Origin of the sequence: Mycobacterium sp. SMC-17 (assembly GCF_045310915.1) — a bacterium.
GTDB lineage: Bacteria > Actinomycetota > Actinomycetes > Mycobacteriales > Mycobacteriaceae > Mycobacterium.
The window spans coordinates 1-23,176 of sequence record NZ_JBJIAK010000047.1 but is presented as its reverse complement, the minus strand read 5'-3'; the positions used below and the strand labels follow the sequence as shown (position 1 = coordinate 23,176).

Genomic DNA, 23,176 nt, shown 5'->3' with positions numbered 1-23,176 from the left:
GAGTTGGGTGTTGGTCGCCGGACAACAAGCCGTAGGCTTGCCGAGTGCCGCTCTACGCCGCTTACGGATCGAACATGCATCCGGAGCAGATGCTTCAGCGGGCGCCTCATTCTCCGATGGCGGCCACGGGGTGGCTGCACGGCTGGCGACTGACGTTCGCCGGCGCCGACATCGGCTGGGAGGGCGCGCTGGCGACGCTGGTCGAGGATCCGCTCTCGAAGGTCTTCGTCGTGCTCTACGACATGACGCGCGAGGACGAGGAACGCCTGGACCGGTGGGAAGGCTCCGAGCTGGGGATCCACAAGAAGATCCGCTGCCGGGTGCACCGGGTGTCGTCGGACACCTCCACCGACCCCGTGCTGGCCTGGATGTACGTCGTCGACGCCTGGGAAGGCGGGCTGCCCTCGGCGCGGTACCTCGGCGTCATGGCCGAGGCCGCCGAGATCGCCGGCGCCCCCGCGGACTACGTCCACCACCTCCGCACCCGCCCCTCCCGCAACATCGGGCCCTAGTCCCTTTTTCTTTCCCGCGAGCGGCAACCTCCTTTCCGCGAGCGGCCGTGTTTGTACAGCGACACACCGTGTTTCGCGTGCAATTTGGGGTCGCTCAGGCGGCGCGAGCGCGCCCGAAGTTCGCGTTGATGCGCGCGACGAGGTCGTCCGGGCGGTAGCGGACGTCCTCGAACACCATCGAGATCGCCGTCCATCCGACGTCCATCAGTGCCGAACTGCGCTCGCGGTCGGCCAACATCGCGTCCGGTCCGCTGTGCCAATCCAATCCGTCGTACTCTGCGGCGACCATGTACTGCGGCCACGCGAAATCCAGCCGACGCAGCTTTCCCCGGCCGTCGATGACCTCGTATTGCAGTTCGGGCATCGGTAGGCCGCCGTCGATCATCACGAGGCGCGCCTCGCTCTCCATCGGCGACTCCGCGCGCGGATCTGCGATCGGCAACATCTCCCTCACGATGACGATTCCACGACGTCCGGCCTGCCTGGTCACCGCTCGCGACAGCTCCACCCGGTCGCAGGTGCCGGAACGCAGAGCAGCATCGAGCGTCGCCAGTACACGTGGCCTTCGCAGCGAGCGTGCCACTTCGATCGCAGTCCACGCCGGCGCGGTCGCGGGCCGGCCCTGCTCCACAACCATCGGTGCGCCGTCGCGGCGATGGATCACCAGTCCATCGGCGTGCCGCAGATGTGAACCTGCGGGATTGAGCACATGCAGGTCCTTGGGATTCTCGGTGTCGAATCCGTAGAGGGCCGCCGCCGTCCCCAGACACACCGGGACCGGCTTGCCGGCCGAGAGGTCCAGGCCGCGCAGCCGCGTCCAGTCGTCGGGTTCACCCCGCGAGTAGATCCCTTGCCAGATACGTTCGAGGGCACCAGTTTTCAGATACGAGTCAAATGTCCTGCGGGACAGCTTCGACAGGATCTGAGCGCTGGTAGCTACTCCATGCTGGAGGTCGAGTAGTGCTTGAAGGTCGGCGTCCACGTCGTTGATGCTCTGCTTCCACGGCTGTGGCCGAAAGGCGCATCAGACGATCTGTGGATCAATCACGAACTGTGGAATTTCGCGGCACGTGGATCAGGTGCGCAGTTCACGGCCCCTCGGCGAGCGTGAGCGGCCCCAAGATGCACGCGAAACACGGCGTGTCGGCGTACAAACACGGCCGCTCGCGGTTAGGAGCAGACACGCGCGCCCGCGGGTTAAAAAGCGGCGGCCTGTTCGATGATGTTGACGAGGACCCGGACGCCGACGGCGAGGGCGCGTTCGTCGAGGTCGAAGGTCGGCTGGTGCAGGTCCAACTGCGGGCCGACGCCGGGCCACACGCCGAGGCGCGCCATGGCCCCCGGCACCTCCTCGAGATACCACGAGAAGTCTTCGCCGCCACCGGATTGCTTGGTGTCGGCCAGGGCATCGGGGCCCAGCGCCTCGATGGCGTGGGTCATGATGCGCGTCGAGAGTTCCTCGTTGACCACCGGCGGGACGCCGCGGCGGTACAGCACCGTGTGATCCACGTTGAGCGGCGCCAGCAGGGACGAAACGATCTCGCGGACAATCGATTCCATCTCGACCCAGGCATCACGGCTGGCGGTGCGGATGGTCCCGGCCAGGGTGCCCGTCTGCGGGATGGCGTTCGACGCGAATCCGGCGTTGACCGCGCCCCACACCATGACGGTGCTGTGCCGCGGATCGACGCGGCGGGACAAGATGCCGGGCACCCCGGTGATCAGCGAGCCGAGCGCGTAGACCAGATCACCGGTCAGGTGCGGGCGCGACGTGTGGCCGCCCGGCGAGTGCAGGGTGATCTCCATCTGATCGGCGGCCGAGGTGATGGGACCCGGAATGGTGGCGACCTTGCCGACCTCGAGCCGCGGATCACAGTGCAGCGCAAAGATTCTCGACACACCAGCCAGTGCACCCGCGGAGATGGCGTCCAGCGCGCCGCCGGGCATCAGCTCCTCGGCGGCCTGGAACACCAGGCGCACACCGACCGGCAGCGTCGGCGCCGACGCCAGAGCCAACCCGGTGCCGAGCAGCACCGCGGTGTGCGCGTCGTGTCCGCAGGCGTGCGCCACATTGGGCACGGTCGAGGCGAACGGCAGGCCGGTGCGCTCGTCCATCGGCAGCGCATCCATGTCGGCGCGCAGGGCGATCCGCGGCCGGTCCTCGGGACCGAAATCGCACGTCAGGCCGGTACCGCCGGGCAGAATCTTCGGGTTCAACCCGGCCTCGGCCAGCCGCGTCGCAACGAACTTGGTGGTCTCGAACTCCTGCCGGCCCAACTCGGGGTTGGCGTGCAGATGCCGCCGCCAGCCGACCAGGTCGTCGTAGTTCGTGGCCAGCCAGCGCTCGGCGTGGTCCGAGAGGGTCATCCGCGCCCTGCCTTCACTTGTCGCTGAACCGCCGCCCGGTCCGCCATCTTCTGCAAAACCCGAGCCCGCTCGTCAGGCGCCTGCGCCAGCGCAACCACCGTGCGCGCCAACATGATCGCGCCTTCGGTGACGGCCTTGTCCGCACTCGGCCCCGCCGCCGCCGCGGTGAACTCCGGCTGATGGATCGACGCGCCATTGGCCTCGATCCCGACGACCGGGTGGATTCCCGGCATCACCTGCGTGACGTTGCCCATGTCGGTACTGCCAAGGGGCACAGACACTTCCAGGTCCACCGGCAGCGGCGTCCGGCCGAGACGCTCCATCTCGGCGCGGAACACCGTCGTCAACCACGGATCGGGCGTCAGCGCGTCATACCGCGGCGACACCTCCGTCACCTCGTGCGTGCAGCCCGCCGCCAAGGCGCCGGCCGCGAAGCACGAGAACATGCGTACTTCCAGTTCGTCGAGTGACGCGGAGTCCGTGGCCCGCATCGTGTACAGCAATTCCGTATGCGCCGGAATCACATTCGGCGCCTGACCGCCGTCGGTGACGATGCCGTGCACCATCTGACCGGGCGTCAACTGCTGACGCAGAAGCCCGATCGCGACCTGGGCGACCGTCACCGCATCGGCGGCGTTGATGCCCAGGTAGGGCGCGACGGCGGCGTGCGACTCGCGCCCGCGGTAGGCCACAGACACCTCGGACAGCGCCAGGGACCGCGCCCCCGCGATGTCGACCGGACCGGGGTGCAGCATCACCGATGCCGCGACGTCGTCGAATACGCCGGCTTTCAGCAGCAACGCTTTTCCGCCGCCGGCCTCTTCGGCGGGCGTACCGATCAATGCCACGGTGATGCCGATCTCGTCGGCGACCTCGGCCAGCGCCAGCGCCGTGCCGACCGCCGACGCGGCAATGATGTTGTGCCCGCACGCATGTCCGATACCGGGCAGCGCGTCGTACTCGGCGCAGACGCCGATCACCAGCTCGCCGCTGCCGTAGTCGGCACGGAACGCGGTATCCAGGCCGCCGGCGGCCGGGGTGACGTGGAAGCCGCGCTCGGCCACGAGCGCCTGGGTCTTGGCGCAGCTGCGGTGCTCCGCGAAAGCCAGTTCCGGTTCGGCGTGGATCGAGTGGGACAGCTCGATCAAATCGGCACGGTGACGCGCGACGGCATCGGTGACCGTCTGCAGGGCGTCTCCCGTCAGCATCATGGAAGTATCGCACCGGCCTGTTCGGCCGCAGCTGGCAACTAAGGTGGACGCCGTGACCGATCCGCAGGCCACCCCTGACTCCGCCGCCGCTGCGGCCGCCGCCGCCATCCGTGACCGCACCGGAATCGCCGGCTTCGACGTGGCCGTCGTCCTCGGTTCCGGCTGGGCCCCGGCCGCCGCCGTGCTGGGCGAGCCGTCAGCCACCATCGCCATGGGTGACCTGCCCGGATTCACCCCACCGACCGCGTCGGGTCATGGCGGTCAGGCACTCGCGCTGCAGGTCGGCGGCCGCAACGTGCTGGTCCTGCTGGGCCGCATCCATGCCTATGAGGGCCACGACCTGCGCCATGTCGTGCACCCGGTGCGCACCGCCATCGCGGCCGGTGTGGGCACCGTGGTGCTGACCAATGCCGCCGGCGGCCTGCGTGCGGAGTACTCGGTGGGCCAGCCGGTGCTGATCAGCGACCACCTGAACCTGACGGCGCGGTCGCCTCTGGTCGGCGCCCAGTTCGTCGATCTCGTCGACGCCTATTCGCCGCGGCTGCGGGCACTGGCCCGCGCGGTCGACCCGTCGCTGACCGAAGGCGTGTATGCCGGGCTGCCCGGCCCGCACTACGAGACACCCGCCGAGATCCGGATGCTGCGCACCCTGGGCGCCGACCTGGTCGGCATGTCGACCGTGCACGAGACCATCGCGGCCCGCGCCGGCGGCGCCGAGGTGCTGGGCATCTCGATGGTGACCAACCTGGCGGCCGGTATGACCGGTGAGCCGCTGAGCCACGCCGAGGTCCTGGAGGCCGGACGCCAGTCAGCGACCCGGATGGGGACGCTGCTGGGCGAGGTGTTGGCGCGGTTGTGAGACAGCGACACCAAGCTTTGATGGAGGCAACGCCCAACGAAAGCCGATTCAGGCGTTTCGAAACTTCTATGAGCCCTCGTAGCAACCCAACTGATAGATGAGCGCTTCATCGATTGCAATCGGCTGATCCGCATACTCCGCCAGTGATCGAACCGCATCGAGGTTCGGAATATCGAAGTCAAAGGGCTCCACAGGAATGTCATCGTCGACCCGCAGGATCTCGCGAATCGCAGCCACCGTCAGACGGGTCAGATGCGTCTCCTGCACTAGTCGCTCCGTCGTGCGGTCAAAACCCTGAAGCCACCACGTAAGCACTACGGCTCCACCTTCCTTCCGGGATCTGCTGGCTTTGTCTGCGCACCCGTGCCCGGGTCGAACTCGCCTTGATGAACGCCACGCTTGTTGTAGACCTCAACCTTGCCGTGCTGGCTGTCCCACTCGTAGATAGTCCCGTCGTCATCTTTCCAACGTCGCCGCATACGTCCGCCCACTGCGAGCACAATGGCCCCGTGAACCACACACCCCTGACCTTCGGCACCGCGGGCCTGCGTGGCCCCATGCGTGAGGGCCTCGACGCCATGAACGTCACCACCGTCAGCCGCGCGACGTGGGCCGTGGCGCAGGTGCTCAAGGACCGTTGCCTGGGCGGGTCGACGGTCGTGGTCGGCCGGGACGCCCGGCACCACTCCGACGAATTCGCCACCGCGACCGCGGAAATCTTTGCCGCCGAAGGGTTTTCCGTCATCCTTCTCCCCCACCCCGCGCCGACCCCGGTCGTGGCCTACGCGGTGCGGCAGCTCGACGCCGTTGCCGGCGTACAGATCACCGCTTCGCACAATCCCCCTGCCGATAACGGCTACAAGGTGTACTTCGACGGCGGCATCCAGATCGTCCCACCCACCGACCGGGACATCGAAACGGCCATGCGGCAGGCACCGACCGGCATCGCCCGGCAGCCCGTCACGCCCGTCGACGAAACCCTCATCGAGCAGTACGCGCGCCGGGCCGGGTCACTACGCCGGACACAAGGCGAGGTCCGGGTGGCGCTGACCGCGATGCACGGTGTCGGTGGCGCGCTGGCGATCGACGTCCTGAACCGCGCCGGTATCAGTGATATCCGGACGGTGGCAACACAATTCGAGCCCGATCCCGACTTCCCCACCGTCGCGTTCCCCAACCCCGAGGAACCCGGCGCCACCGACCTGCTGCTCGCCCTCGCCGCCGAGGCCGGCGCCGAAGTCGCCATCGCCCTGGACCCCGACGCGGACCGCTGCGCCGTGGGCATCCCGACCACGAGTGGCTGGCGCCTGTTGTCCGGTAACGAAACCGGTTGGCTGCTGGGCGATTATCTGCTGTCGAACCTGACTCCCGAGGAAGCCGCGACCACCGTCGTCGCCAGTTCACTGGTCTCGTCGCAGCTGCTCGCGAAGATCGCCGCCGACCACGGGGCCCACCACGTCGAAACGCTGACGGGCTTCAAATGGCTGGCGCGCGCCGACCAGGACATCCCTGGTGCCACGCTGCGGTACGCGTACGAAGAGGCCATCGGGCACTGCGTCGACCCCGATGCCGTGCGCGACAAGGACGGCATCAGCGCGGCCGTGGTGTTCTGCGATCTGGTTGTGGCACTTCGCCATCAGGGCCAGTCGGTGCAGGATCGGCTGGACGCCCTGGCCACGAAATTCGGCGTCCACGTCACCGGCGCGGTCTCGGTGCACACCGACGCCGACGCGGTGATGGCCCGCCTGCGCGCCGAGCCGCCGGCCCAGATCGCCGGTGTCCCGGTGCGGATCGAGGACCTGGCCGAGCTGCGGGGAAAACGGCGCACCGACGCCCTGGTCTTCACCGGCGGTGGCCTGCGGGTGGCGGTGCGCCCGTCGGGAACCGAGCCAAAGATCAAGTGCTACATCGAGGTCAGCAAGCCGCCGACCGCCGATCTGGCGACCGGTCGGACGTCGGCCGCAGCCGAACTACGCGACGTCGAGGCCGTGGTCACCGGCCTGCTGGCCCCGGCCTGACGCCGAACCGTAGGGAGATCCCTTATATCCGGCGGGCTCCTGTGCGACTTAGCCTCGATTCATCGGAGGAAAGAGGTGTCGGCATGTCGGACAACACACTCGCTCGGCGCTGTGGTGGCGCCGCGACGGTCCTGATCGGCGGAATCGGTACTGCGGGCATCGCTCTCGCCCCACCGGCGGCCGCGGTCCACGCCGAGCAGTACATCTCGACGTACTGTCGGCCTGCCACCGTGCAGGACTGCCGGCAGCCGGCGGTGCTCCGCTTCGACCTTCCGACCGACGACTGGGTGCAGCCGTCCTTCACCAATGCCGCCGACGGCTGTTCCGATATCTCGGTGCGCTTCTCGGTCAGCCCCGCAGGAACTCCGGGCACCCTCAGCAGCAGCTACCGGCTCAGCCCTGGCCAGACCGCCGTGGGCCCGCACGCCCACATGTCGGCAGGTGCGATGCAGGTGAGCGTCTTCGCCACCGGAATCGAAGGCGGTTGCAACACCGGCGCTCTCATGGCCTGGGGCGGCACGGTGTCCGTCGACTCCACCGGCAAGCCGAATCTGCCCGATGCGGTTCCCCGGCCGAGCCAAACCCCGCTACCGACCCCGACCGGGCCGATCGTCCACTAGCGCGGACCGAACTGCCGATCCCCCGCATCGCCCAGGCCCGGCAAGATGTAGGCATCGTCGTTCAGCGCGGCATCGATGGTGGCCGTGAACAGTCGCAGTGACGGAACCGCCTTCTCCACCAACACAATTCCCTCCGGCGCACACACCACGCACACCGCGGTGATGTCGTCGGCCCCGCGGTCGACCAGGAGTTGCAGGGTGTACGCCAACGACCCACCGGTGGCCAGCATCGGGTCGAGCACCATCACCGGCCGGCCACTCAGGTCGGCCGGTAGGGACTCCAGATACGGCGTCGGTTGGTGAGTCGTCTCGTCGCGCGCCATGCCGACGAAGCCGACCTGGGCCTCCGGAATCAGCGCGTGTGCCTGGTCGACCATGCCCAGGCCCGCCCGCAGCACCGGAACCAGCAGTGGCGGGTTCGACAGACGCGAGCCGGTGCACGCGGCGACCGGGGTCTGCACCGGCAACTCCTCGCTGGCCAGCGAGCGCGTGGCCTCGTAGACCAGCATCAGCGTCAGATCGCGCAGCGCCGCCCGGAACCCGGCGTTGTCGGTGCGCTCGTCGCGCAGAGTGGTCAGCCGCGCCGCGGCCAGAGGGTGATCGACGACCCGGACGTCCATGGGCGCCAACATTAATGGAACCGAACGGGCGCGGCGCCCGTCTTATCCACATGATCCGAAACCTGACCGTGGACCCGTCAGCCCTGCACAACCTGTCCGCGGACTACCGCGGTCACAGCACCGAACTGGCCGCGCACGCCGCGGACCTGACCGCCATCGCCCGACAGTTCGACGTGTTCGGCCCCGTGGGCGAGGCCTTCGCCGCGGCCCTGGCGCAGGCGACGCACCACCAGGCCCAGTTGGCGTACCGCCTCAGCGCGCATCTCGACGCCGGCGCCACGACCGCCGTCGCCACCGCGAACACCTTCGTCGACGCCGACCACAACGTCGGCGGCCGGATCGGAACCTGGTGGTGACGGGCTCCCTGACAGCCGCGCTGGCCGCGCCGATCCGAGACGTGCAGGCACTGGTGGGCCCCGGCTTCTCGGGCGCGGATCCGGCCGGTGCCCTGCGTGCGGTGCAAACCGGGCTCGACGGCGTGGCCGCCGCTGCCGACGACGGGTGGCAGCGGACCCAGGACCAGTGGACCGGCGCGGCAGCAGGCAGCGCGGGCCAGTTCGCGAGCGCGGCGGTCATCGCCATCGTGGCGATGGCGATGTCGGCCGGTCAGCTGAGCACGCACACGGAGCTGGCCGCAGCCGCCGTGGCCCGGGCCCGCGAACGACTCGACACCATCCTGCGGAACTTCGAGGCCAGGGCCGCCGAGCTGGAAGCCACCCTCGAATCCCCGGCCGACGCCGCCGCGCTCATCGACGAAGCCAGCCGCGCCCTCGATGAGGCCATCACCGTCGTCGACGAGCTGCACACCGAGCTCGCCGCACAGGCCGAGCAGATCACCACGACGACGAGCGCCTCCGCACCCCAGAGCCACGGATCACCTTGGGGGGCAAGCGGATCAGGGGCCGGGCCGGGCATGAACCTGCCGAGCCTCGGCACGGCCTCCGGACAGGGCGCCAATTGGGGCAGCGGGCTCGGGACGCTCGCCGCACCGGCGGCGCATGCCGCCCAGGCCGCGCTCGGCGCACGAAACCACCGCCGCCCACCCGACCCCGAGAAATTCGGCGCCGGTGAAGCCATCACGCTGCCCGACGGCAGCACCGCCACCGCGCCAAACAATGTCGCGGCCGACGCGGTCCGGCACGCCCTCACCCAACTCGGCGTCCCCTACGTGTGGGGTGGCACGACGCCCGGCGTGGGGCTGGACTGCAGCGGCCTGACGCAGTGGGCGTATCGCGAGGCCGGACTCAACCTGCCGCGGCTGGCGCAGGAGCAGGACGTCGGCGCCGCCATCGACCGCGGCTCGCTGTGCCCGGGCGACCTGGCGGTCTGGGATGGCCACGTCGCGATGATCGTCGGGAACGGCCTCATGGTGGAGGCGGGCGATCCGGTTCAGCTGTCCCCGATCCGAACGACCAACCTGAATCAGGGTTTCCACGGCTTCTTCCGCCCGACGGCATGACCGCTGGCGACTACGACGACGCGATGGCCCGCGCCCGCGCGGCGCTCGCGGCGCTGAAGCGCGCGGCAGCCGAGCTGACGGCGAACGACGCCGACCCCGGCGTCGTCCTGCACCACCTGCGCGACGATCTGCACCGACAAGATGCCCCCAGCGTGGCCCAACGCACACGTCGATAGGCTGTGCCGCATGGCTGCTGACATCGTGCCGGTTCGGCTCGGGTTGACCAATGGCGATCTGTACACCCTGTGGGCGCCGCTGTGGCGCGACTCCGACGACGAGTGGGAAGCGTTCCTCGGCCACGGGGACGACCTCTACGCCTTCGAATCCGTCGCGGACCTGGCCGCTTTCGTGCGGACCAACACCGACAACGACCTCGCCGACCACCCGAAGTGGAAGGCGCTCGGCGAGGCCAACGCGCACCGCCTGAACCCTGACGAGAGCCACCTGCATGACCTCGTCGGCGTGCCCGAGCTGGTCGCGGAGAAGCCCACCGAAGAGTCGGTCACCGCGCTGCGGCGGACGCTCCAGGTGGTCGGTGCCCTCGGCTCGGTCTGCGACCTGATCGCCGTCGCCAAGTTCTTCAACGGCAACCCCGTGCTGTCGACGCTCGGCGGCGGCGCCGAGGCCTTCTCGGGCCGCGCCGGTCGTAAGCGCTGGGCCGATATCGAGGCCGCAGTCGGCCGCAGCTGGGACCACGTCCTCGATGCCATCGACGCCCTGGTGACCACCCCCGAGGTCGACGCCAAGGCCGCCGAGAAGGCCCAGGCCGAGCTCGACGAGCCCGCACCCGAGCCTGAAGAAGAAGAACTCGATGAGGTCGACGAGACCGACGCCGACGACGTGGTCATCGAGGACGAGGTCGACACCGACTCCGAGGAGGCGGCGCTCACCGCGCAGGCCGAGCGGCAGCTGCTCGGCAGCGACGAGGACTTCTGGGAGCGCGTCGGCATCGACCCGATCCGCATCATGACCAAGGGCGGCACCCTCTACACGCTGCGCTGCTACTACAACGACCAGCCGCGGTTCCTCGGGCGCAACGGCCGCATCAGCGTGTTCGGCTCGGAGCGCACCCTGGCCCGCTATCTGGCCGACGAGCACGAGAGCGACCTGTCGAGCTTCGAGGCGTACAGCGACATCCGCACCGCGGCCACCGACGGCTCGCTGCAGATCCGCGTCACCGAGGACAACGTCTACGTGCTCAGCGGTCTGTCCGACGACATCGCCGACGGCCCCGAGGCCGTCGACCGCGAGCAGCTGGACTTGGCAGTCGAGTTCGTGCGCGACGTCTGCGACTACGCCGAGGACGGCACCGCCGACAAGTACCTGACCACCAGCCAGCCGCTGGGCAAGTTCGTCGGTCATGTGCTGGAGCCCGAGACCGTCGGCGCCCCGTCGAAGCCGTATGCCGAGGCCGTCGCCCAGTGGGAGACGCTGGAGCGTTTCGTCGAGTCGCGCCTGCGTCAGGAGTAACCCGCCCGGGAAACGAACGATGAGTTCCGGGCGCGTACCCGGTCTGCACTGACATGACCCAGACCAGCGCCCAGCCCCTCGTCCGCAACCTCGCCGTCCCCGGCGCCACCCTGCATTACGAGGTGCGAGGCAGCGGGCCGGTGTTGGCCATCATCGGTTCACCCATGACGGCATCAGAGTTCGCCGCCGTGGCCGACGCCCTGGCTGTCGACCACACCGTCGTGACGTACGACCCGCGCGGGCTCGGCGCCAGCCCCATCGACGATCCCGCGCAGGACTCCACGCCCGAACTGCGGGCCGACGACGTCGCCGCGATCCTCGAGGACCTGGGCGCCGGCCCGGCTGACGTGTTCGGCTCCAGCGGCGGCGCCGTCACCGGCCTGGCGCTGGCCGCCAGGCACCCCGGCTGGGTGCGGACGCTGATCGCGCATGAGCCGCCCCTACTCGAGTTGCTGCCCGCATCGGAAGCCGCCAGGCAGCGCACGGCGACTCAGGAGATCATCGCGACGTTCCACAGTGATGGTCCCGGCGCCGCCATGGCGAAGTTCATGGCGACGGCGGGCTTCGACGAGTCCGGCGACGGGGCGTCGGTACCGCCCGGACCGGCGCCCGCGCCCGACGAGATGGCCAGGCAACTCGCCGACCTGTCCCGGTTCTTCAATCATGAATTGCTCTGCACCACAACGTATGTGCCTGATCATCAGGCGTTGAGGGCCGGCCGGGTCGTGGTGGGCGTCGGCGCCGAGTCGGAGCATCTCATCACTCACGGCACCTCGATGGCGCTGTGCCGCCTGCTGGGCGTCGAGCCCGTCATCTTCCCGGGCGATCACGGCGGGTTCATGAGCGCGCCCGGCGAATTCGCCGACGCGCTGCGGGCCGTTCTGTCCGACTGAAACCCCACGTCACCCGGCCGTCGCGGGCGCTCACAGCCGACACACAATTACGCCGCGTTGCAAAATTAGTTAGCAAGGCGTAAGAATTTCCCAAGAATCCGCTGAGTGAGCGGAGCCGTCTGCCCGGGGCAGGCGAGGGCAGCAAGCTTGATCGTCGGGGATTCGATCAGCGCGCGTTGAGCGGGAAGGTGGTCGGGTGCGGTTGTTGCCGAAGGGCCTACTGAAAAAGGTCTGGATACCGCTTCTGCTGGCGGTCGTGTTGGCGGTGTCGGGCCTCGTGGTGTCCCGCCTGCACGCGAAGTTCGGGTCGGAGAACCTCAACGCGCATGCCGGCGCGGGCGTCGAGATCGTCCAGTTCAACCCCAAGGTCCTGGTGTACGAGGTCTACGGGCCGCCCGGGACCTCGGCCGAGATCAGCTATTTCGATCCGGACGCCAATGTGCACTCGGTGAACGCCACGCTGCCCTGGTCCGTCACGTTGTCGACCACGCTGCCGACCGTCAGCGCGAACCTGATGGCGCGCAGCGACAGTGAGCAGAGCAGCGACCACATCGGCTGCCGTGTCACGGTGAACGGCACCGTCCGCGAGGAGCAATCCGCCAATGGCGTCAACGCCCAGACCTACTGCCTGGTGAAGTCCGCATGACCGAAACACTTGAGACACAACACAAGACGGCAGACAAGCGGCCGAAGTTCGCCCATGCGCTGCGCATCCTGTCGGTGCCGATCATCCTGTTCTGGGTCGCAATCGCGGTCCTGGTGAACGTCGCGGCACCGCAGCTCGAGGTCGTCGGCGAGCTGCACGCCGCACCGATGGCCCCCGAGGACGCGCCTTCGATGAAGGCCATGAAGTTGATGGGCGCCAACTTCAAGGAGTTCAACTCCAACAGCACGATCATGGTCGTCGTCGAAGGCAAGGAAGCGCTCGGCCCGGACGCCCACAAGTACTACGACGAGATCATCCGCAAGCTGCAGCGCGATCCCGAGCACATCCAGCACATCCAGGACTTCTGGGGCGACACGCTGACCGCGGCCGGCGCACAGAGCGCCGACGGCAAGGCGTCGTACGTGATGATCAACCTCGCCGGCGAGCAGGGCATGACGCTCGCCAACGAAGGCGTGGAGGCCGTCCGCAAGGCCATCGAGGAGACGACGGCACCGCCGGGCGTGCAGGCCTATGTCGCGGGCCCCGCCGCCCTGACCGACGACCTGCACGTCATCGGCAACGCGAGCCTGGCCATGATCACGCTGATCACCCTGGTCGCCATCGCCGGCATGTTGCTGGTGGTCTACCGCTCGATCAGGACCACCCTGGTCCAGTTGTTCCTGACCTTCCTGGCGCTGCTGACCGCCCGCGGCGTGGTGTCGGTGCTCGCCACCCATGACGTCTTCGGGCTGACGACGTTCGCGGGCAACATCCTCACGATGCTGGCCATCGCGGCGGCCACCGACTACGGGATCTTCATCTTCGGGCGGTATCGCGAAGACCGCGGCATCGGCCTGGACCGGGACGACTCGTACTACGCGACGTTCAAGTCCGTCGCCCCCGTCATCGTGGGCTCGGGCCTGACCATCGCCGGCGCCACGTACTGCCTCAGCTTCTGCCGTCTGCCCTACTTCACGACGATGGGCGCACCGGTCGCGATCGGCATGCTCGTGGTGGTGGCGATCTCGGTGACGCTGGGCCCGGCCGTCCTGTACCTCGGTAGCCGCGTCGGGATGTACGAATCCAAGCGGCCGCCGCAAAGCCGGTTCTGGCGGCGCATCGGGACGGCCGTGGTGCGCTGGCCCGCACCGATTCTGGTGGCCAGCCTGTTCGTGGTGCTGGTCGGCATCGTCGCCATCCCCGGCTACAAGCCGGCCTACAACGACCGCTACTACTTGCCCGAGAACGCCCCGGTGAACGTCGGCTTCGCGGCCGCGGACCGGCATTTCACGCAGGCCCGGATGAACCCCGACATCCTGATGGTCGAGTCGACCCACGACATGCGCAATCCCGCTGACATGTTGGTGCTGAACAAGATTGCCAGCAACGTGATGCACACCGACGGCATCGCGATGGTGCAGAGCATCACGCGGCCGCTGGGCATTCCCATCCAGCACAGTTCGATCCCGTTCCAGACGAGCATCTCGGGCCAGACCAGCAACATGAACCTGCCGTTCCAGCGCAAGCAGCTGGAAGACCAGCTCAGAACGATCGATGCGACCAACGTCTCGATCAGCATCCTCGAGAAGCAGTACGCGCTGTCCCTCGAGCAGACCAGGCTGACCCAGGAGTCGGACCGGAAGTCACAGGAACTGCTCAAGGTGACCGAGGAGATGCGCGACAACATTGCGAACTTCGATGACCAGTTCCGGCCGATGCGCAACTACTTCTATTGGGAACCGCACTGCTTCGACATCCCGATGTGTGCGGCCATCAGGTCGGTGTTCGACTCCCTCGACGGCATCGATGAACTCACCGACCGGACCGGCGACGTCCAGATCAACACCGACAAGCTGGCCGAACTGGCACCGAAGCTGACGGCGCTGCTTCCCCAGACCATCGCGTCGATGAAGACCAGCCGGGACCTGTCGCTGGCGTCGTACAACTCGCAGAAGGCCCTCATCGACCAGATGCAGGCCATGAACGACACCGCGCTGTCGATGGGTGCCGCCTTCGACGGCGCCAAGAACGACGACCTGTTCTACCTGCCGCCGGAGGCCTTCCAGAACCCGGACTTCCAGCGCGGGGTGAAGATGTTCATGTCACCGGACGGCAAGTCCGCGCGCATGTTCATCACCCACCAGTCCGACCCGGCGACCGTCGACGGCATCGCCCGGGTGGCGTCCGAACGCGAGGCCGCGCAGGACGCCTTGAAGATGTCGTCGCTGTCGGACGCCAAGATCTACCTCGGCGGCGTCGCGGCGACCTACAAGGACATGGCCGACGGTGCCCGCTACGACCTGATGATCGCCGTCGCGTCCTCGCTGACACTCATCTTCATGATCATGCTGATCCTGACCCGCAGCGCCGTCGCGGCACTGACAATCGTCGCCACCGCGGGCAGCTCCATCGCCGCGTCGTTCGGCATCTCGGTACTGCTGTGGCAGGACCTGTTCGGGATTCAGGTGCAGTGGCTGGTCATGCTGATGTCGGTCATCATCCTGCTGGCGGTCGGCTCGGACTACAACCTGCTGCTCGTCTCGCGGTTCCAGGACGAGATCCACGCCGGCCTCAAGACCGGCATCATCCGGTCCATGGCCGGCACCGGCGGTGTCGTCACCTCGGCCGGACTGGTGTTCGCGGCCACCATGGCCGGCATGATGGCCAGCAAGCTGATCGTGCTGGCGCAGATGGGTTCGACCATCGCGATCGGTCTGCTGATCGACACCTTCATCGTGCGGTCGCTGCTGATGCCGTCGATCGCGGTGCTGCTCGGCCGCTGGTTCTGGTGGCCGCAGGTGGTGCACCCGCGCGGTAAGTACAACACCGAGAAGTTCGTGCCGAAGGCGTTCCAGCAGCCCGCTCAGCAGGAGACGGTGTCGGCGGGCGCGGCCGGGCGCTCCGGCTTCGTCGACGACACCCCGACCGACAGTTACCCGACCAGCACGGCGTAGCGCGGTTTGATGACGTCGTCGATGATCGCCAGTCGCTCGTCGAACGGGATGAAGGCCGACTTCATGGCGTTGATGGTGAACCGCTGCAGGTCGGTCCAGCCGTAGCCGAACTCGTTCACGAGGAGCGCCATCTCCTGCGTCATGGTGGTGTCGCTCATCAGGCGGTTGTCGGTGTTCACGGTGACGCGGAAGCGGAGCCGCGCCAGTTGGTCGAACGGATGCTCGGCGATGCTGGCCGCGGCGCCGGTCTGCACGTTGCTGCTCGGGCACATCTCCAGCGGAATTCGCTTGTCCCGCACGATGTTCGCCACCCGACCCAAGTGGAAGGTGCCGTCCGGCCCCTCCTCGATGTCGTCGACGATGCGGACGCCGTGGCCCAGCCGGTCGGCGCCACAGAACGCGATGGCCTCGTGGATGGACGGCAGGCCGAAGGCCTCGCCGGCGTGAATCGTGAACCGCGCGTTGTTGCCCCGCATGTACTCGAAGGCATCGAGGTGGCGGGTCGGAGGGTAGCCGGCCTCGGCACCGGCGATGTCGAAGCCGACGACGCCCCGGTCGCGGAACCGGATGGCCAACTCAGCGATCTCGCGAGACCGGGCCGCGTGCCGCATGGCGGTGACCAGACAGCGGACCGTCGTCACCTGCCCGGCCGCGGCCGCCGCCTTCTCGCCGTCCGCGAACCCGGCCAGCACCGCGTCCACGACCTCGTCCAGCACCAGACCGCCGTCGATGTGCAGTTCGGGCGCGAACCGCACCTCGGCGTAGACGACGTTGTCGGCGGCCAGATCCTCGACGCATTCGTACGCGACGCGGTACAGCGCATCGGTGGTCTGCATGACGCCGACGGTGTGCGCGAACGGCTCCAGATACCGGACGAGCGATCCGCTGTGCGCCTGGGTGCGGAACCACTTCGCGAGCTCGTCGACGTCCATGGTGGGCAGGTCGCCGTAGCCGCTCTGTTCGGCCAGCTCCACCACCGTGGCGGGACGCAGCCCGCCGTCGAGGTGATCGTGCAACAGCGCTTTCGGTGCCTGCTTGATCTGATCCAGCGTCAGGGTGGTCATCTGTCCATCTTGCGCCGGATCGTCGCTTTTAGCCCGCCGGCTCGTCCGCCAGCAGCAGCCGCGTCCGGAACAGATCCAGCACCTGGTCCAGCGCCGCCCGGGTGGCCTGGCCCGGCTCGTCGATCAGGTGCTCGGTGACCACCGAGTGCGGCGCCAGGCGCGCATCCGGGTTGGCGTCGGCGTCCTCGAGTTCGACGGCGATGAAGGCGTCACCCAGCTGCTCGCGCAGGAAGTCGAAACGCTCTGCCGGCACCAGCTTGTCGCTCTTGAACCGCATGCCGATGACGTTGAGGCCCGCGGCGCACCGGCCCTTGACGACCTCCAGGTCGGCCGGCGAGATGTCGATGTTGCGGCGCTGCTTGGCGGTCAGGCCCAACGGCATCGACGGCTGGGACAGCACCGGCGCCAGGATGACGTCGTCGGTGGCCATCGCCAGGGCGTAGCCGCCGGTGAAGCACATGCCGATGGCGCCGACGCCGGGGCCACCGCAGCGCTTGTGTTCGGCACGGGCCAACGCGCGCAACCAATCGACCACCGGCGACGTCTTTCCGGTCGCGAGGATGGTGAACTCCTTGCTGATGCACGACGGCAGCGCCGACCCCATGGCCTTGAGCGCCGCCAGGTTGCTGGCGTTCGGATCCAGGCCGGGGATGCCGAACAGGTGCGGCAGCACGGCGGTACAACCCAGGTCGGCGACCTTGCGGGCGAAGTCGAGAACCTTGGGCGTGATGCCTGGTATCTCGGCGATCACGATGACGGCCGGACCGGTGCCCTTCCGAAAGACCGTGCGGGTCGTGCCATCGTGGGTGAACTCGGTGCGCTCGAAGTCGCGGAGGTCATCGTCAGCCATGCGGACGACCCTAGTGGCGGGCGGAGTCGCTGACCACCGTTGGTTTCGCGGCTATTCGACGCGGTCGAGCACCACGGGACGCTGCGGCGGTGCCGCGTCGTCCACCGACCACCCGCCGTCGAGCTCGGCAAGCGCTGACGGCAACCGCTCGGGAGTCTCGGTGTACAGCGTGAACAGGGTCTCACCGGCCGCGACGGGCTCGCCGCTGCGCCGGTGGAGGTACAGCCCCGCCCCGGCCTGCACCGGGTCTCCAGGCTGGGCCCGTCCCGCGCCGAGCCGCCACACCGCCATCGCCACCGCCATGGCGTCGACGTCGCCCATCACCCCGCTTCGCGAAGCCACGACCGTCTCGGTGTGCGTCCCCATCGGCAGGGGCGCCTCGGGATCGCCACCCTGTGCGGCGATCAGTTGCCGGAAGCAGTCCATCGCGGTGCCGTCGGCCAGGGTCTGGGCGGGGTCGACGCCGTCGAGGCCGGCCACGTCGAGCATCTCGCGCGCCAGGGCGATGGTCAGTGCGACGACGTCGTCCGGGCCGCCGCCGGCCAGGACGTCCAGCGACTCGGCGACCTCGATCGCGTTCCCGACCGCGCGACCGAGCGGCCGGTCCATGTCGGTGAGCAAGGCCCGTGTCGGGACGCCGTAGGCCGTGCCGAGGTCGACCATGGTGCGCGCCAGCTCACGCGACTCGGCCTCGGTCTTGAGGAACGCACCGCGACCGACCTTGACGTCCAGCACCAGCGAGCGGGCGCCCTCGGCCAGTTTCTTGCTCATGATCGAGCTGGCGATGAGCGGTAGCGACTCCGTCGTGCCCGTGACGTCGCGCAGGGCGTAGATCTTGCGGTCGGCAGGCGCCAGGTCCCCGGCCGCGAAGATCGCCGCGCCGATACCGGAAAGCTGTTGGCGGATAGCGTCTTTCGACAGCTCGGCGGTGAACCCGGGGATCGCTTCCAGCTTGTCCAACGTGCCGCCGGTGTGCCCGAGGCCACGGCCGGCGGCCTGTGGGACGGCGCCACCGCAGGCCAGGACGACGGGCACCAGCGGGATGGTGATCTTGTCGCCGACGCCGCCGGTGGAGTGCTTGTCGACCAGCGCGAGCGGCCGGCCGTCGCGCCGCAGGTCGGTGAAATCGAAGCGCTCCCCCGAGTCGACCATGGCCGCCGTCCAGCGGGTGATCTCGGCCGGCGTCATGCCGCGCAGGAAGATCGCCATCAACAAGGCCGACATCTGCGCGTCGGCGACGCGCCCATGGGTATAGCCGTCGATCACCCAGTCGATCGCGGCGTCGGACAGCACACCGCCGTCGCGTTTGGTGCGAATGACTGTCGGCGCATCGAACGGCATCGCTGGGATCCTCCTGCCGGGGCCTCGGTCGACCCCATCGAAACTGGTTACCGGCGGGTAATCAGAAGTGTTGCACCGCTTGGCGTTACCGGCGGTTCAGGTCATCCGGCCCGAAGGCGTCGGGCAATAGTTCGGCCAGCGGCCGCGGACCCGATGCGTGATCGATCAACATGGCCGGCCCACCGTGCTCGAGCAGCACCTGCCGGCAGCGTCCACACGGCATCAACACGGCCCCCGAACCGTCCACACACGCCAGCGCGAGCAGCCGTCCGCCACCGCTGGAATGTAGGGCGCAGACCACAGCACACTCCGCGCAGAGGCCGAGGCCATATGAGACATTTTCCACATTGCAGCCCACCACGATTCGGCCGTCGTCGACCAGCGCTGCCGCCCCCACCGGGAAGTTCGAGTAGGGCGCATAGGCACCCCGAGAAACAGCTATTGCCTTGTCGCGCAACAGTTTCCAGTCAATTTCCGGCATCGCCGACACCCCGTTCCCGGCACCCCGATATTGACTCGAGGACCGACCCGACCACCAAGTAAGTTAATGTAGGCAAACCTAATTTCCGGCGCGGGTTGCCCATTCCCCCCACACGCTAGTTCTGACTGTGCGCAAATTGGGATTAGAGTCGCCCCGAGGTTTGGGCTCGGCACGCGAAAAAGTTGCTGCCGGGTCACGCGTCCACCGACGGCGTTGGAGGTCGAAATGAGTACAGCGGCAGCCGCGGAATCCGCCATACCCGCGCCGCGTTCAGCACAGAAACGACGGAGCCTGTATCGCGGCGACCCGGGCATGTGGTCCTGGGTGCTACACCGCATCACCGGTGCCACCATCTTCTTCTTCTTGCTGGTCCACGTTCTGGACACGGCTCTGGTCCGGGTCAGCCCCGAGGCCTACAACGAGGTGATCAACACCTACAAGACGCCGATCATCGGGTTCATGGAGATGGGCCTGGTCGCGGCGGTGCTCTACCACGCCCTCAACGGCGTGCGAGTCATTCTGATCGACTTCTGGCAGCAGGGACCCAAGTACCAGCGGGTCATGCTGTGGACCATCCTGGCCATCTGGATCGCGGTCGTCATCGCCGCAGTTGGGGTAGAGGGCATGCACATGGTTGAGCACTACGGGTGGCTCAAGTGACCACGCACACTGATTCCGGCGCCGCCGAGGCGCGCCGCGGGGGCCGCCCGGCCCCGGTCATGGAGCGCGAGCACGACCGCCCCGCCGCCCTCGATCACCCGCGCGCTCCCCGGCGCGCCCGTGGCATCCCGTACTTCGAGAAGTACGCCTGGCTGTTCATGCGCTTCTCCGGCGCCGCGCTGGTGCTGCTCGCCCTCGGTCACCTGTTCATCGGGCTGATCTGGCAGAACGGCGTCTACCGCATCGACTTCAACTACGTCGCGCAGCGCTGGGCCTCGCCGTTCTGGCAGATCTGGGACATGGCCCTGCTGTGGCTGGCGCTGGTGCACGGCGCCAACGGCATGCGCACCATCATCGGTGACTACGCCCGCAAGAACACCACCAAGTTCTGGCTGAACTCGATTCTGCTGCTGGCCACCGGATTCACCCTGGTGCTGGGCAGCTACGTGCTCGTCACCTTCGACGCGAACATCAAATAGGGGCTCGCAGGATGATTCAGGAACATCGCTACGACGTCGTCATCGTCGGTGCCGGTGGCGCGGGTATGCGCGCGGCCGTGGAAGCCGGCCCGCGCGTGCGCACCGCCGTGCTGACCAAGCTGTACCCGACGCGTTCGCACACCGGTGCCGCGCAGGGCGGCATGTGTGCCGCACTCGCCAACGTCGAGGACGACAACTGGGAGTGGCACACCTTCGACACCGTCAAGGGTGGCGACTACCTCGCTGACCAGGACGCCGTCGAGGTCATGTGCAAGGAAGCCATCGACGCCGTGCTGGACCTCGAGAAGATGGGCATGCCGTTCAACCGGACGCCCGAGGGCCGCATCGACCAGCGTCGCTTCGGCGGTCACACCCGTGACCACGGCAAGGCCCCGGTCCGCCGCGCCTGCTACGCCGCCGACCGCACCGGCCACATGATCCTGCAGACGCTGTACCAAAACTGCGTCAAGCACGACGTTCAGTTCTTCAACGAGTTCTACGCGCTCGACGTGGTCCTCACCGAGACGCCCGGCGGCCCCGTCGCCACCGGCGTCATCGCCTACGAGCTGGCCACCGGCGACATCCACATCTTCCACGCCAAGGCGATCGTCTTCGCCACCGGCGGCTCGGGCCGGATGTACAAGACCACCTCCAACGCCCACACCCTCACCGGCGACGGCCTGGGCATCATCTTCCGCAAGGGACTTCCCTTGGAGGACATGGAGTTCCACCAGTTCCACCCGACAGGCCTGGCCGGCCTCGGCATCCTGATCTCGGAAGCCGTGCGTGGTGAGGGTGGGCGCCTGCTCAACGCCGAAGGCGAGCGCTTCATGGAGCGCTACGCCCCCACCATCGTCGACCTCGCGCCGCGTGACATCGTGGCCCGCTCGATGGTGCTGGAGGTCCTCGAGGGCCGCGGCGCCGGACCCAACAAGGACTACGTCTACATCGACGTGCGTCACCTCGGCGAAGAGGTGCTGGAGGCCAAGCTTCCGGACATCACCGAATTCGCCCGCACCTACCTGGGCGTCGACCCCGTCACCGAACTGGTGCCGGTGTACCCGACCTGCCACTACGTCATGGGCGGCATCCCGACCACGATCAACGGCCAGGTGCTGCGCGACAACGTCAACATCGTGCCGGGCCTGTACGCCGCCGGTGAGTGCGCCTGTGTCTCGGTGCACGGCGCCAACCGCCTCGGCACCAACTCGCTGCTCGACATCAACGTGTTCGGCCGTCGCGCCGGCATCGCGGCCGCCGAGTACGCGCAGAACCACAACTACGTCGAACTGCCGGACAACCCGGCCGACATGGTCGTGGGCTGGGTCGGCGACATCCTGTCCGACCACGGCAACGAGCGCGTCGCCGACATCCGCACCGCGCTGCAGCAGTCGATGGACAACAACGCCGCCGTGTTCCGCACCGAGGAGACCCTCAAGCAGGCACTGACGGACATCCACGCGCTGAAGGAGCGATACAGCCGAATCACGGTGCACGACAAGGGCAAGCGCTACAACAGCGACCTGCTCGAGGCCATCGAGCTGGGCTTCCTGCTCGAACTGGCCGAGGTCACCGTCGTCGGTGCGCTGAACCGCAAGGAATCGCGTGGCGGCCACGCCCGCGAGGACTACCCGGACCGCGACGACACCAACTACATGCGCCACACCATGGCCTACAAGCAGGGCGCCGACCTCCTGTCCGACATCCGGCTGGACTACAAGCCTGTCGTCCAGACCCGGTACGAGCCGATGGAACGGAAGTACTGACATGAGTGCACCCGTATTGGACAAGCCCGAAGCCGGCGACCCGCCGCTGCCCCCGGTGCCCGAAGGCGCCGTCATGGTCACGCTGAAGATCGCCCGGTTCAACCCGGAGAACCCGGACGCCGCCGGCTTCCAGAGCTTCCGCGTGCCCTGCCTGCCCAGCGACCGGTTGCTGAACCTGCTGCTGTACGTGAAGGGCTACCTCGACGGCACGCTGACGTTCCGCCGGTCCTGCGCGCACGGCGTGTGTGGCTCGGACGCCATGCGCATCAACGGTGTGAACCGGCTGGCCTGCAAGGTCCTCATGCGCGACCTGCTGCCGAAGAAGCCCGGCAAGGACCTGACCATCACCATCGAGCCCATCCGCGGCCTGCCCGTGGAGAAGGACCTCGTGGTGGACATGGAGCCGTTCTTCGACGCCTACCGCGCCGTGAAGCCGTTCCTCATCACGTCGGGCAACCCCCCGACCCGTGAGCGCATCCAGTCGCAGACCGACCGCGCCCGCTTCGACGACACCACCAAGTGCATCCTGTGCGCCTGCTGCACCACGTCGTGCCCGGTGTACTGGAGCGAGGGCTCGTACTTCGGCCCCGCCGCGATCGTCAACGCGCACCGGTTCATCTTCGACTCGCGTGACGAGGCCGCCGCCGAGCGTCTGGACATCCTCAACGAGGTCGACGGCGTGTGGCGCTGCCGCACCACCTTCAACTGCACCGAGGCCTGCCCCCGTGGCATCCAGGTGACCAAGGCGATCCAGGAAGTCAAGCGCGCCTTGATGTTTGCCCGCTAGGGCGTTTTGCGTCGAACGTGAAGAAGATCGCGAGAATTCGCCCTCAAAGTCAATCGATTAGTGCAACGTGGCTAGGCGGCTTGGTTCAAGAGCGCGGCTAGGCGTTGGGCTGGGGTGTC

Annotated in this window: 25 protein-coding genes; 15 read left to right on the top strand and 10 right to left on the bottom strand. The window is 68.0% G+C overall.

The features are described 5' to 3' along the window. Positions 1–44 precede the first annotated feature (44 nt). Positions 45–512 carry a gamma-glutamylcyclotransferase gene (locus ACJH7A_RS23995; RefSeq protein WP_267318214.1) on the top strand — a complete coding sequence of 156 codons (468 nt, stop codon included), beginning with the start codon at positions 45–47 and terminating at the stop codon, positions 510–512. A gap of 94 nt (positions 513–606) precedes the next feature. Here the strand turns inward: ACJH7A_RS23995 and ACJH7A_RS23990 are convergent, their stop codons facing one another. The 3 genes from ACJH7A_RS23990 to ACJH7A_RS23980 all read right to left on the bottom strand — a co-directional run bounded on the left by ACJH7A_RS23990 (position 607) and on the right by ACJH7A_RS23980 (position 4,087). After that, the gene (locus ACJH7A_RS23990) at positions 607–1,494 is read right to left on the bottom strand and encodes a hypothetical protein (RefSeq protein ID WP_318986385.1); all 888 of its coding nucleotides are present in this window, start codon (positions 1,492–1,494) and stop codon (positions 607–609) included. 215 nt (positions 1,495–1,709) lie between these two features. Next, a complete protein-coding gene (locus ACJH7A_RS23985) occupies positions 1,710–2,879 on the bottom strand; it encodes a M20 family metallopeptidase (RefSeq protein ID WP_318986384.1) in 1,170 nt (389 codons plus the stop codon). Beyond that, positions 2,876–4,087, bottom strand: coding sequence for a M20 family metallopeptidase (locus ACJH7A_RS23980; protein ID WP_318986447.1), 1,212 nt, complete (start codon positions 4,085–4,087; stop codon positions 2,876–2,878). The genes ACJH7A_RS23985 and ACJH7A_RS23980 overlap by 4 nt, the downstream gene beginning before the upstream one ends. Position 4,088: 1 nt before the next feature. Between ACJH7A_RS23980 and ACJH7A_RS23975 the strand changes: the two genes are divergently transcribed. Further along, the gene (locus tag ACJH7A_RS23975; RefSeq protein WP_318986383.1) at positions 4,089–4,949 is read left to right on the top strand and encodes a purine-nucleoside phosphorylase; all 861 of its coding nucleotides are present in this window, start codon (positions 4,089–4,091) and stop codon (positions 4,947–4,949) included. Between the two features lie 66 nt (positions 4,950–5,015). On the opposite strand, the gene ACJH7A_RS23970 is transcribed toward ACJH7A_RS23975, so the two are convergent. Both ACJH7A_RS23970 and ACJH7A_RS23965 read right to left on the bottom strand, forming a co-directional pair. Further along, positions 5,016–5,216 (bottom strand): hypothetical protein, encoded by a 201-nt coding sequence (locus tag ACJH7A_RS23970; protein ID WP_318986382.1) that lies wholly within the window; start codon positions 5,214–5,216, stop codon positions 5,016–5,018. A gap of 47 nt (positions 5,217–5,263) precedes the next feature. Next, the gene (locus ACJH7A_RS23965; protein WP_406783838.1) at positions 5,264–5,428 is read right to left on the bottom strand and encodes a colicin E3/pyocin S6 family cytotoxin; all 165 of its coding nucleotides are present in this window, start codon (positions 5,426–5,428) and stop codon (positions 5,264–5,266) included. On the opposite strand from ACJH7A_RS23965, the gene ACJH7A_RS23960 reads away from it, so the two are divergent. After that, positions 5,408–6,967 (top strand): phospho-sugar mutase, encoded by a 1,560-nt coding sequence (locus ACJH7A_RS23960; protein ID WP_406783852.1) that lies wholly within the window; start codon positions 5,408–5,410, stop codon positions 6,965–6,967. The two genes, ACJH7A_RS23965 and ACJH7A_RS23960, sit on opposite strands and share 21 nt — an antisense overlap. A gap of 83 nt (positions 6,968–7,050) precedes the next feature. Further along, positions 7,051–7,587 (top strand): hypothetical protein, encoded by a 537-nt coding sequence (locus ACJH7A_RS23955; RefSeq protein WP_318986381.1) that lies wholly within the window; start codon positions 7,051–7,053, stop codon positions 7,585–7,587. Here ACJH7A_RS23955 and upp read toward each other — a convergent pair. Continuing rightward, positions 7,584–8,207: a uracil phosphoribosyltransferase gene (gene upp / locus ACJH7A_RS23950; protein ID WP_318986380.1), complete on the bottom strand. Its 624-nt coding sequence runs from the start codon at positions 8,205–8,207 to the stop codon at positions 7,584–7,586. The two genes, ACJH7A_RS23955 and upp, sit on opposite strands and share 4 nt — an antisense overlap. A gap of 50 nt (positions 8,208–8,257) precedes the next feature. On the opposite strand from upp, the gene ACJH7A_RS23945 reads away from it, so the two are divergent. The 7 genes from ACJH7A_RS23945 (at position 8,258) to ACJH7A_RS23915 (ending at position 15,629) form a co-directional block, all read left to right on the top strand. After that, a complete protein-coding gene (locus ACJH7A_RS23945; RefSeq protein WP_318986379.1) occupies positions 8,258–8,563 on the top strand; it encodes a type VII secretion target in 306 nt (101 codons plus the stop codon). Next, on the top strand, positions 8,560–9,666 hold the full coding sequence (locus ACJH7A_RS23940) for a C40 family peptidase (protein WP_406802826.1): 1,107 nt from the start codon (positions 8,560–8,562) through the stop codon (positions 9,664–9,666). Before ACJH7A_RS23945 ends, ACJH7A_RS23940 begins: the two co-directional genes overlap by 4 nt. Further along, entirely contained in the window at positions 9,663–9,842 is a 180-nt protein-coding gene (locus ACJH7A_RS23935; protein ID WP_406802825.1) for a hypothetical protein, read from the top strand. The genes ACJH7A_RS23940 and ACJH7A_RS23935 overlap by 4 nt, the downstream gene beginning before the upstream one ends. Before the next feature lie 10 nt (positions 9,843–9,852). After that, positions 9,853–11,136 (top strand): primosomal protein, encoded by a 1,284-nt coding sequence (locus tag ACJH7A_RS23930; protein WP_406802824.1) that lies wholly within the window; start codon positions 9,853–9,855, stop codon positions 11,134–11,136. A gap of 53 nt (positions 11,137–11,189) precedes the next feature. Next, positions 11,190–12,029 carry an alpha/beta fold hydrolase gene (locus ACJH7A_RS23925; RefSeq protein ID WP_212806669.1) on the top strand — a complete coding sequence of 280 codons (840 nt, stop codon included), beginning with the start codon at positions 11,190–11,192 and terminating at the stop codon, positions 12,027–12,029. 196 nt (positions 12,030–12,225) lie between these two features. Beyond that, a complete protein-coding gene (locus ACJH7A_RS23920) occupies positions 12,226–12,675 on the top strand; it encodes an MmpS family transport accessory protein (protein WP_064858270.1) in 450 nt (149 codons plus the stop codon). Further along, positions 12,672–15,629, top strand: a complete 2,958-nt coding sequence (locus tag ACJH7A_RS23915; RefSeq protein ID WP_406802823.1) for an RND family transporter — start codon at positions 12,672–12,674, stop codon at positions 15,627–15,629. The genes ACJH7A_RS23920 and ACJH7A_RS23915 overlap by 4 nt, the downstream gene beginning before the upstream one ends. On the opposite strand, the gene ACJH7A_RS23910 is transcribed toward ACJH7A_RS23915, so the two are convergent. The 4 genes from ACJH7A_RS23910 to ACJH7A_RS23895 form a co-directional block, all read right to left on the bottom strand. Further along, positions 15,608–16,693, bottom strand: coding sequence for an adenosine deaminase (locus ACJH7A_RS23910; protein WP_020102806.1), 1,086 nt, complete (start codon positions 16,691–16,693; stop codon positions 15,608–15,610). The genes ACJH7A_RS23915 and ACJH7A_RS23910 overlap by 22 nt on opposite strands. A gap of 28 nt (positions 16,694–16,721) precedes the next feature. Then, positions 16,722–17,543 carry a dienelactone hydrolase family protein gene (locus tag ACJH7A_RS23905; RefSeq protein ID WP_212806673.1) on the bottom strand — a complete coding sequence of 274 codons (822 nt, stop codon included), beginning with the start codon at positions 17,541–17,543 and terminating at the stop codon, positions 16,722–16,724. 51 nt (positions 17,544–17,594) lie between these two features. Continuing rightward, complete coding sequence (locus ACJH7A_RS23900; protein WP_212806675.1) at positions 17,595–18,884, bottom strand: thymidine phosphorylase; 1,290 nt, start codon at positions 18,882–18,884, stop codon at positions 17,595–17,597. Between the two features lie 85 nt (positions 18,885–18,969). Beyond that, complete coding sequence (locus ACJH7A_RS23895) at positions 18,970–19,365, bottom strand: cytidine deaminase (RefSeq protein WP_212806677.1); 396 nt, start codon at positions 19,363–19,365, stop codon at positions 18,970–18,972. Positions 19,366–19,590: 225 nt separating this feature from the next. Between ACJH7A_RS23895 and sdhC the strand changes: the two genes are divergently transcribed. Genes sdhC through ACJH7A_RS23875 form a run of 4 tightly spaced genes read left to right on the top strand, consistent with a single transcriptional unit; the run spans position 19,591 to position 23,057 of the window. Then, entirely contained in the window at positions 19,591–20,025 is a 435-nt protein-coding gene (sdhC, locus tag ACJH7A_RS23890; protein ID WP_212806679.1) for a succinate dehydrogenase, cytochrome b556 subunit, read from the top strand. Between the two features lie 59 nt (positions 20,026–20,084). Next, positions 20,085–20,504, top strand: coding sequence for a succinate dehydrogenase hydrophobic membrane anchor subunit (locus ACJH7A_RS23885; RefSeq protein WP_061002042.1), 420 nt, complete (start codon positions 20,085–20,087; stop codon positions 20,502–20,504). A gap of 11 nt (positions 20,505–20,515) precedes the next feature. Beyond that, positions 20,516–22,270 carry a succinate dehydrogenase flavoprotein subunit gene (gene sdhA / locus ACJH7A_RS23880; RefSeq protein WP_212806680.1) on the top strand — a complete coding sequence of 585 codons (1,755 nt, stop codon included), beginning with the start codon at positions 20,516–20,518 and terminating at the stop codon, positions 22,268–22,270. A 1-nt stretch (position 22,271) separates the two neighbouring features. Beyond that, on the top strand, positions 22,272–23,057 hold the full coding sequence (locus tag ACJH7A_RS23875) for a succinate dehydrogenase iron-sulfur subunit (protein WP_020102797.1): 786 nt from the start codon (positions 22,272–22,274) through the stop codon (positions 23,055–23,057). Positions 23,058–23,176: the final 119 nt, after the last annotated feature.

Coding starts and splice junctions, on each gene's coding strand:
- ACJH7A_RS23985 (WP_318986384.1), bottom strand. CDS start 2,879: ATGACCCTCTCGGACCACGCCGAGCGCTGGCTGGCCACGAACTACGAC.
- ACJH7A_RS23980 (WP_318986447.1), bottom strand. CDS start 4,087: ATGCTGACGGGAGACGCCCTGCAGACGGTCACCGATGCCGTCGCGCGT.
- ACJH7A_RS23975 (WP_318986383.1), top strand. CDS start 4,089: ATGGAAGTATCGCACCGGCCTGTTCGGCCGCAGCTGGCAACTAAGGTG.
- ACJH7A_RS23965 (WP_406783838.1), bottom strand. CDS start 5,428: ATGCGGCGACGTTGGAAAGATGACGACGGGACTATCTACGAGTGGGAC.
- ACJH7A_RS23955 (WP_318986381.1), top strand. CDS start 7,051: ATGTCGGACAACACACTCGCTCGGCGCTGTGGTGGCGCCGCGACGGTC.
- upp (WP_318986380.1), bottom strand. CDS start 8,207: ATGGACGTCCGGGTCGTCGATCACCCTCTGGCCGCGGCGCGGCTGACC.
- ACJH7A_RS23945 (WP_318986379.1), top strand. CDS start 8,258: ATGATCCGAAACCTGACCGTGGACCCGTCAGCCCTGCACAACCTGTCC.
- ACJH7A_RS23935 (WP_406802825.1), top strand. CDS start 9,663: ATGACCGCTGGCGACTACGACGACGCGATGGCCCGCGCCCGCGCGGCG.
- ACJH7A_RS23930 (WP_406802824.1), top strand. CDS start 9,853: ATGGCTGCTGACATCGTGCCGGTTCGGCTCGGGTTGACCAATGGCGAT.
- ACJH7A_RS23925 (WP_212806669.1), top strand. CDS start 11,190: ATGACCCAGACCAGCGCCCAGCCCCTCGTCCGCAACCTCGCCGTCCCC.
- ACJH7A_RS23915 (WP_406802823.1), top strand. CDS start 12,672: ATGACCGAAACACTTGAGACACAACACAAGACGGCAGACAAGCGGCCG.
- ACJH7A_RS23910 (WP_020102806.1), bottom strand. CDS start 16,693: ATGACCACCCTGACGCTGGATCAGATCAAGCAGGCACCGAAAGCGCTG.
- ACJH7A_RS23905 (WP_212806673.1), bottom strand. CDS start 17,543: ATGGCTGACGATGACCTCCGCGACTTCGAGCGCACCGAGTTCACCCAC.
- ACJH7A_RS23900 (WP_212806675.1), bottom strand. CDS start 18,884: ATGCCGTTCGATGCGCCGACAGTCATTCGCACCAAACGCGACGGCGGT.
- ACJH7A_RS23895 (WP_212806677.1), bottom strand. CDS start 19,365: ATGCCGGAAATTGACTGGAAACTGTTGCGCGACAAGGCAATAGCTGTT.
- sdhC (WP_212806679.1), top strand. CDS start 19,591: ATGAGTACAGCGGCAGCCGCGGAATCCGCCATACCCGCGCCGCGTTCA.
- ACJH7A_RS23885 (WP_061002042.1), top strand. CDS start 20,085: ATGGAGCGCGAGCACGACCGCCCCGCCGCCCTCGATCACCCGCGCGCT.
- sdhA (WP_212806680.1), top strand. CDS start 20,516: ATGATTCAGGAACATCGCTACGACGTCGTCATCGTCGGTGCCGGTGGC.
- ACJH7A_RS23875 (WP_020102797.1), top strand. CDS start 22,272: ATGAGTGCACCCGTATTGGACAAGCCCGAAGCCGGCGACCCGCCGCTG.